This window comes from Kutzneria sp. NPDC052558 (assembly GCF_044547355.1).
Taxonomy (GTDB): Bacteria; Actinomycetota; Actinomycetes; order Mycobacteriales; family Pseudonocardiaceae; genus Kutzneria.
The window spans coordinates 179,016-186,888 of record NZ_JBIUAG010000018.1; the positions used below are offsets into that span (position 1 = coordinate 179,016).

The following is a 7,873-nucleotide window of genomic DNA, read 5'->3' on the forward strand; positions in this document are numbered from 1 at the left end:
GGGCCAGCAGCAGCGCTGCCGCCGGGGAGGCGCGACGCCGCCACGCCGGTGATCGCGGCGTTGGTGGCCGGGCTGGTCGCCGGCTACGGCATTGCCATCCCGGTCGGCGCGGTCGGCGCCTACCTGCTCGCCCTGACCGCCCGGACCTCGCTGCGCATCGGCGTCGCGGCCGCCATGGGCGTCGCCACCGCCGACGGCCTGTACGCCCTGATCTCCACGCTCGGCGGCTCCGTGCTGGCTCCGCTGATCCAACCGGTCACCGGCCCGCTGCGCTGGATCTCCGCCGCGGTCCTGGTCGTGCTGGCCGTCCGCGGCGCGATCAAGGCCCTCGGCAGCTACCGCCGACCGGCCACCGTGGACCGGGAGCTGACCGATCCGGTCCGGGCCTACGCGGTCCTGCTGGGCATCACGATGATCAACCCGACGACGCTGATCTACTTCACGGCGCTCGTGCTCGGCGGCCCGGCCACCGGGAACGGCCTGGTCTTCGTGCTGGCCGCCTTCGCCGCCTCGGCCAGCTGGCAACTCCTGCTGGCCGGCGGCGGCGCGCTGCTGGGCCGCCTGCTGACCGGCCCCCGCGGCCGCCTCGCCACCGCCCTGGCCTCCAGCGCGGTGATCGTCGGGTTGGCCGTCGGCCTGGTGGTCAGAGCGTGATGCCGCGGGCGTTGAGCCAGGGGACGGGGTTGATCTTCTTGCCGCTCGGGTCCCAGACCTCGAAGTGCAGGTGCACGCCGGTGGACTCGCCGCGGTCGCCCATGCGGGCGATCTGCTCGCCGGCCCGCACGTGCTGGCCGACGTGGACGGAGAAGGTGTCCATGTGGCCGTACACGTTGATGGTGCCGTCGGCCAGCCGGACCCGCACCCAGAGGCCGAAGCCGCTGGCCGGGCCGGCGTCGATGACCACGCCGTCGGCGGCGGCGACGATCGGGGTGTCCATCACGTTGGCGATGTCGATGCCGTAGTGGAACGCGCCCCAGCGGCCGCCGAAGCCGGAGGTGAAGGTGCCCTGGGCGGGCTTGACGAACAGCGGGCGGTGCTCTTCGGCGTACTTGGCGGCCGCGGCGGCGGCCAGCTCCGAGGTGACCTTCTCGCTGGCGGTGAGCTTCTGGGCCTCGGTGGCGGCGTCGCCACCGCGCACGATGGGCAGCACCTCGGGCGCGCCGACGGCGTCGCCGCCGATGCCGAACGCGGCGTTGGCGTCACGGGTGTCGGCCAGCGGCCGGACACCGTCGGTGGTGTGCGAGGGGGTCAGGGTGCCGCCGTAGGCGGCTGCCGTGAACGCGCCGAGCGCGACGGCGGCGACTGCGACGCGGCCGCGCAGCGCGGCCGGGGGTGCGGGAAGCCGGTGGGAGCCTCGGGTGCGCGGGGTCGGCACACGGGGCGCCTCGTTGTGCTCGACACGCCTCGGGGTTGGCGCGGTGGAGCCTTTCGAGCCGCCGGGGGAGCGGTACTGCGTCAAAGCCTGCCCTTCCGCCTCGGGGAGCCCGGTCACGCCGCGATCCGGGCGGGGGTTCCCGGACGGCCGCTTCGGGGTGGCGGCCGCGTGTCGCGTATGTGATCGGACCGTGACAACGGACCGCGAGAAGGTAACGAAGACGATCCCCTAGGGGCAAGCCCTGGCCCGGGCCCTCGCTCGAACGGGTCTCAGCTGGACAGCACGGACGAGGCGCTATCACCGTGCGTGTACGGCAATGTGCGGAGAGGGTCGTACCCGCTGGTAGCCCGTTCGGACCGACGGTCGTGCACGCGAACGAGGCAGTCCGCGACCAGGCGCGACGCGCGCGAGTCCACGGGCAGAGCCCAGTGACCGACATCACGCAGGCAGTGCTCCTCGATGTCCAGATCCGGGTGCGTGAGCCGGGCGTTGGACTGGGGCAGCACGATCTGGTCGGCGGGTGTCCACACCGACACGAACTTGGTCCGGCAGCCGGGCGCGGGCTCGTCCAGCTCGTCCAGCAGCGGCGACCCCGGCCGGAGCTGCTTGGCCAGCCCGGTCGGCAGCAGATAGGCCGCGACCGTGCCCCGGTGCGGCGTGCCCAGCATGACCAGCGTGTCGACCCGCTCGTCGCCGCCGCGCCGCTGCACGTAGTAGCGCGCGATCAGGCCCCCGAGCGAGTGCCCCACCACGTGCACCCGGTCCGACCCGGTCAGCTCGCAGACCTGCTCGACCTGCTCCCCGAACATCGACGCGGCCGTCCGCACGTCCCCGGTCACGGCGGTCAGCACGCTGTAGTTGACCGCGTGCACCACCCCGAATCCCCGTCGGCGCAGCGCGGCTCCCAACACCGTGAACACGGACCGGTTGTCGCCTATTCCGTGCAGCAGCAGGATGGGGGTGCCCGCCGCGTCCAGTGCCGAAACCAGGAGTCCGCGGGCCTGCGGGGACATGGCGTCGGTCCGGTAGTGGACGTAGGGCCCGTCCGGGTGGAGGCGTTCGGCCACCGCACCCCAGGGGTAGAGTGCGGCGTGCGCGGCCAGCCATGCCGATTCGACGGCAACACCCCGTAGGATGCTGGCCAGTCGACCGAGCACGCCGTTACCCATAGGTGTGACGGTAAATTAACTGTGCAACTTTTGCGATACGTATCAGTTCACGATTAGTCATCTCCTTGCTACACACTGCCCGTCCGTGCGGTGTTGTACGGTCGCCTCCGTGAGTGAGCGGCCGAGGTCCCCACACCCACGTCTCGCCGATCGGCGGGCCGCGCGTGGCAGCGAGCCGGAACCGGAGCTGGAGCCGCTGGACACGAGCCTGCGACCGGCGGTCGCGGTCGCCGCGGCCGGTGCGGTTCTGCAGGTCGTCGGCCTGATCCTCGGGGTCGTGGACGCCCCCGCCGGCTACACCTCGTGGCCGCTGGCGGCCGTGTTGGCGCTGCTGCCGCCGATCGCCGCCTGGGTGTTCATCGCCAACCGCCGTCCATCCGCCGCCGGAGCGCTGCTGGTGGTGTTCGCCGGTGTCTCCGTCGGCCGGGCCGTCGACGCGGTGCAGCTGGCCGTGGACGCCGGCCGGGTCTCCCGACCCGACCTGGTGGTCGTGTCCGGCACCGTGCCGCCGAGCCCGTCCATCGGGTTGTGGCTGCTCATCCTGGGTTTTGTCGTCACGGTCGTGGCCGGCGGGCTGGCCATGGACCGCGACCGCGCCGCCGACGAGGAGCCGCGCCGCGGCCTGGTCGTCGGCGCCGCCGGGCTCGGCCTGCTGATGGCGGTCGGCCTGGTGATGGCCCCGTTCTCCTCCAGCAACCCGCTGCTGCCGGCCGACGGCGTGTTCGACGCGCCGGCCCTGGCCATGATCGGCGGCCTGCTGGTGGCCCTGGTGATGCCGGTCGGCGCGGCCGTCGCGGCCAGCGCCGGCGACGCCGACACGGTCCGCGGCGGCATCCTCGGCGTCGGGCTGGCCGCGCTGGTGGTCGAGCTGCCGCCGGCCGTGGCCGCCCTCGTCATCCCGGAGCTGCACCTGTCGGCCGGGCCGTGGATCACCCTGGTCGGCGTCGCGCTGCTGGTGCCGTTCGCGTTCGTCTCGGTCGGACGGCAGGAGCAGAATCTGGACGAGGAGGTCGACTTGCCGGGGCGGGGCAACCTGCACCTGGGGGCCGGCATCGTCGGCCTGCTCGCGGCCGTGGCCGGGCTCGTCGCGGTGGCGCTGCCGCTGCTGTCCCTGCCCGACGACGCGGCCGTGCCCGAGAACTACGCGATCCGCCTGCTGGCGCCGGCCAGCGTGCTGGTCGGCCTGCTGGCGGTCGGCCTGCTGGTGCCGTCCCTGGCCGCGCGCGTGCGGCCCGCGTTCGTGGTCGCCTGCGCCGGCATCGCGCTCACGGTCGCGAGCGGCTTCGACACCGTGCTGTCGGCGACCGGCGTCATCACCAGCAAGGCGACACCCGGCGCGGGCGTCTGGTTCGGCGCGCTGGCCGTGCTGCTGGCGCTGGCCGCGGTGATCATCGCGACCCTGGCCGGCGCGCTGGAGCGCGAGGACGTTGACCTGTCCGAGCTGGACGTGCGGCCGGTCCTGGGCTGGCTCGCCGGCCTGGCCGCGCTGCTGGCCCTCGGCGCGTTCGGCTTCCCGGCGGTCAGCGGCCCGGGCTACGAGTCCATCGGCCTGTGGACGTTCCGGATCGGCTCCACCGGCTCGGTGGTCGCGCTGCTGGCGGTGATCGTCGCCGCCGCGCTGGCCGCGCGCTCCCGGCCGTCCCGGGCGGCGGCGCTGCTGTTCGGCGCGGCCGGACTGGCCGTCGTGCGGGCGCTGGAGTTCGTGTTCACCGGCGGCCGTGTCGCCGGCGCCGAGCCCGCCCTCGGCACCTGGCTGGCCGCCGGCCTGGCCCTGGTGCTGATCGTCGGCGGCGTGCTGGCCATGTCCGACAAGCGTGATTCGACCGTCTGACCGGGAGACTCGCGAGTCCGCGCCGGTGTCTGGACTGTCGCCGGATTTCGGTCGCCGCCACCCGACGCACACACCACCCGAGCCGGATGCGGCGGGCGAAATCCGGCCAAGGAAGGCACCGGTCACGAGCGGGCTCGCCCCGCGCGGAACGCGCGGCACAGGCGCAGTGACTGACCTCACGGCCGCTGTAAGGCACCTCACCGCTCCCGCCCGCACGGGGAGTTCCGCAGGCCGATAGGGTCGCACCAGGCCGTTGTCCAGTGGTTTTCTCGGGTGTTGACCGCCCCATTGACCTAGCGCGCGGCCACGTCCGACACCGACGTCGCAGGAGACCCGAGTGGACCTGTACGAGTACCAGGCGAAGGATCTCTTCGCCGCCCACGGAGTACCGGTGCTGCCGGGCTCCGTGGCCGCCACCCCCGCGGAAGCCCGCGCCATCGCCGAGCAGCTCGGCCAGACCGTCGTCGTCAAGGCGCAGGTCAAGACCGGCGGCCGGGGCAAGGCCGGCGGCGTCAAGCTGGCCGAGACCCCCGACGACACCCAGGCCAAGGCCGAGGCCATCCTCGGACTGGACATCAAGGGCCACATCACCCGCAAGGTGCTGGTGACCCCCGCCTCGGACATCGCCGAGGAGTACTACGTCTCCTTCCTGCTCGACCGGGCCAACCGCACCTTCCTGGCGATGGCCTCCGCCGAGGGCGGCATGGAGATCGAGCAGCTGGCCGTGGAGCGCCCCGAGGCGCTGGCCAAGATCCCGGTGGACGCCATCAAGGGCGTGGACCGGGCCAAGGCCGACGAGATCGTGGCCGCCGGCAAGTTCCCGGCCGAGGTCGCCGACCAGGTGGCCGACGTGCTGGTCAAGCTGTGGGCGACCTTCGTCGGCGAGGACGCCACCCTGGTCGAGGTCAACCCGCTGGTGCGCGACCCCGATGGCAAGATCGTCGCGCTCGACGGCAAGGTCACCCTCGACGAGAACGCGGCCTTCCGCCACGGCACCCACGCCGAGCTGGTCGACCACGAGGCCGAGGACCCGCTGGAGGCCAAGGCCAAGGCCAAGCACCTCAACTACGTGAAGCTGGACGGCCAGGTCGGCATCATCGGCAACGGCGCCGGTCTGGTCATGTCCACGCTGGACGTCGTCGCCTACGCCGGCGAGAAGCACAAGGGCGTCAAGCCGGCCAACTTCCTGGACATCGGCGGCGGCGCGTCGGCCGAGGTCATGGCCAACGGCCTGGAGATCATCCTGGGCGACCCGGACGTGCGCTCGGTGTTCGTGAACGTGTTCGGCGGCATCACCGCGTGCGACGCGGTGGCCAACGGCATCGTCAAGGCGCTGGAGATCCTCGGCGACGAGGCCACCAAGCCGCTGGTCGTCCGGCTGGACGGCAACAACGTGGACGAGGGTCGCGCCATCCTCGCCGAGGCGAACCACCCGCTGGTGACCGTGGTGGACACGATGGACAACGCGGCCGACAAGGCCGCCGAGCTCGCGGCTGCGGGGGTCTGACCATGGCTATCTTCCTCACCGCGGACAGCAAGGTCATCGTCCAGGGCATGACCGGCTCCGAGGGCATGAAGCACACCAGGCGCATGCTCGCCTCGGGCACCACCATCGTCGGCGGCGTGAACCCGCGCAAGGCCGGCGAGAAGATCGACTTCGACGGCCAGGTCGTGCCGGTGTTCGGCACCGTGGCCGAGGCCATCGAGGCCACCGGCGCCGACGTCACCGTGGTCTTCGTGCCGCCGGCCTTCACCAAGGCCGCCGTGATCGAGGCGATCGACGCCCAGATCGGCCTGGCCGTGGTGATCACCGAGGGCATCCCGGTGCACGACACCGCGGTGTTCTGGGCGCACGCGGTCGCCACCGGCAACAAGACCCGGATCATCGGCCCGAACTGCCCCGGCATCATCAGCCCCGGCAAGTCCAACGCCGGCATCATCCCGGCCGACATCGCCGGCCCGGGCAAGATCGGCCTGGTGTCCAAGTCGGGCACGCTGACGTACCAGATGATGTACGAGCTGCGGGAGTTCGGCTTCTCCAGCGCGATCGGCATCGGCGGCGACCCGGTCATCGGCACCACCCACATCGACGCGCTCGAGGCGTTCCAGAACGACCCCGAGACCGCGGCGATCGTGATGATCGGCGAGATCGGCGGCGACGCCGAGGAGCGGGCCGCGGCCTACATCTCCGAGCACGTCACCAAGCCGGTCGTCGGCTACGTGGCCGGCTTCACCGCGCCCGAGGGCAAGACCATGGGCCACGCCGGCGCGATCGTGTCCGGCTCGGCCGGCACCGCCGCCGCGAAGAAGGAGGCCCTCGAGGCCGCCGGCGTCAAGGTCGGCAAGACGCCGTCCGAGACCGCCCAGCTCATGCGCGAGATCATCGCCGCGCTCTGAGCGTCTTTCACGTTTGTGGGGCGGGTCGCGTGCGGCCCGCCCCACAGCTGTTTCTCAGGCGATCCGGGAGAACCCCCCGTGGTCGGCATACGTCCTACGGGGTGAATCCGATAGCGTTTTCCCAACGCGCCGTCCAGACCTAGGGAGAGCACACCCATGACCTTCCCACCCGGTGGTCCGGCACCCACCCCGGCCAAGCCGGCGGCGGCGACCCAGGAACTCGACAAGCTGCTGCACATGGCCGCCGCGGGACTGTCCGTGCTCGTCCTCGTGGCCGGCTTCTTCTCGTTCGCGCCCGAGGCGTCCGCCTACGCCATCGGCTACGGCTGGATCCCGGCCCTCTACCTGCTGGCCGGCGGCCTGTCGGCCCAGGTGCTGCTGCCCAAGCCGGCCAAGCCGGGCGTGCTGCCCGGCCTCGTCGCCGTCGCCGTCACGCTGCCGCTGCTGTTCACCGTGTTCACCGCCGGCACCACCGCGTGGGGCGCGTACGTGCTGCTGGTGTTCGGCGTGCTCACCGCCGTCGCCGCCGTCGGCGGCTACCTGGTCGAGTCCGGCCTCGTCTCGCCGCCCGCGCCCAAGCCGTACCAGGCCCCGCCGCCGCAGCCCGGCCAGTGGAGCCCCCAGACCGGCGGCTTCCCCCAGCCCCAGCCCGGCCAGCAGCCCGGCGGCCCCTTCGCCGGCTTCGGCCAGCAGCCCACCCAGGCCGTGCCCCAGCCCGGCCAGTTCGGCGCGCCCCAGCAGCAGTCGCCCCAGCAGCAGGCCCCCGCGCCGCAGCCCACCCAGTTCATGTCCCACCCGGGCCAGTTCAGCGCCCCCGTGCCGCCGTCCACCCCGGGCCAGGGCCAGCCCACCCAGGCCGTCCCCCAACCCGGCCAGCAGCCCGGCACCCCGCCCAGCGGCTTCACCGCCCCACCCCAGAGCTGACCCTCCAACCTCAGCCCCCATCACCAGGGCAGGCTGACCAGGCTGACGCGCAGGCGCCCCCGGCGCGACCGAGGCGCGTGGGAGGGGGGGTTTCGCCACACCCCCGGGGGGGAAACCCCCCCACCACCCTACCGGGGGGGGGCAGCGCCGGGGGGGGGGTGGGGGGGGGGGGGGTGG

7 protein-coding genes are annotated in these 7,873 nt (G+C 73.0%); 5 read left to right on the top strand and 2 right to left on the bottom strand.

The features are described 5' to 3' along the window. Positions 1-48: 48 nt before the first annotated feature. The gene (locus ACIG5F_RS29860; RefSeq protein ID WP_396523106.1) at positions 49-654 is read left to right on the top strand and encodes a LysE family transporter; all 606 of its coding nucleotides are present in this window, start codon (positions 49-51) and stop codon (positions 652-654) included. Here the strand turns inward: ACIG5F_RS29860 and ACIG5F_RS29865 are convergent. Together ACIG5F_RS29865 and ACIG5F_RS29870 are read right to left on the bottom strand one after the other, a co-directional pair. Beyond that, entirely contained in the window at positions 644-1,375 is a 732-nt protein-coding gene (locus ACIG5F_RS29865; protein WP_396523108.1) for a M23 family metallopeptidase, read from the bottom strand. The genes ACIG5F_RS29860 and ACIG5F_RS29865 overlap by 11 nt on opposite strands. A 269-nt stretch (positions 1,376-1,644) precedes the next feature. Next, positions 1,645-2,544 (bottom strand): esterase/lipase family protein, encoded by a 900-nt coding sequence (locus ACIG5F_RS29870; RefSeq protein WP_396523110.1) that lies wholly within the window; start codon positions 2,542-2,544, stop codon positions 1,645-1,647. A 109-nt stretch (positions 2,545-2,653) separates the two neighbouring features. Here ACIG5F_RS29870 and ACIG5F_RS29875 point away from each other — a divergent pair, with 109 nt between their 5' ends. The 4 genes from ACIG5F_RS29875 to ACIG5F_RS29890 all read left to right on the top strand — a co-directional run bounded on the left by ACIG5F_RS29875 (position 2,654) and on the right by ACIG5F_RS29890 (position 7,696). Next, positions 2,654-4,375 carry a hypothetical protein gene (locus ACIG5F_RS29875; RefSeq protein WP_396523112.1) on the top strand — a complete coding sequence of 574 codons (1,722 nt, stop codon included), beginning with the start codon at positions 2,654-2,656 and terminating at the stop codon, positions 4,373-4,375. 337 nt (positions 4,376-4,712) lie between these two features. Beyond that, on the top strand, positions 4,713-5,882 hold the full coding sequence (gene sucC, locus ACIG5F_RS29880; RefSeq protein WP_396523114.1) for an ADP-forming succinate--CoA ligase subunit beta: 1,170 nt from the start codon (positions 4,713-4,715) through the stop codon (positions 5,880-5,882). 2 nt (positions 5,883-5,884) lie between these two features. Continuing rightward, complete coding sequence (sucD, locus tag ACIG5F_RS29885) at positions 5,885-6,772, top strand: succinate--CoA ligase subunit alpha (RefSeq protein WP_396523116.1); 888 nt, start codon at positions 5,885-5,887, stop codon at positions 6,770-6,772. Between the two features lie 156 nt (positions 6,773-6,928). Beyond that, on the top strand, positions 6,929-7,696 hold the full coding sequence (locus ACIG5F_RS29890) for a DUF5336 domain-containing protein (protein WP_396523118.1): 768 nt from the start codon (positions 6,929-6,931) through the stop codon (positions 7,694-7,696). Positions 7,697-7,873 lie beyond the last annotated feature (177 nt).

What these genes read in the sequence shown, in the direction of transcription:
- ACIG5F_RS29870 (WP_396523110.1), bottom strand. Translation starts at nt 2,544, where the DNA reads ATGGGTAACGGCGTGCTCGGTCGACTGGCCAGCATCCTACGGGGTGTT.
- sucD (WP_396523116.1), top strand. Translation starts at nt 5,885, where the DNA reads ATGGCTATCTTCCTCACCGCGGACAGCAAGGTCATCGTCCAGGGCATG.
- ACIG5F_RS29890 (WP_396523118.1), top strand. Translation starts at nt 6,929, where the DNA reads ATGACCTTCCCACCCGGTGGTCCGGCACCCACCCCGGCCAAGCCGGCG.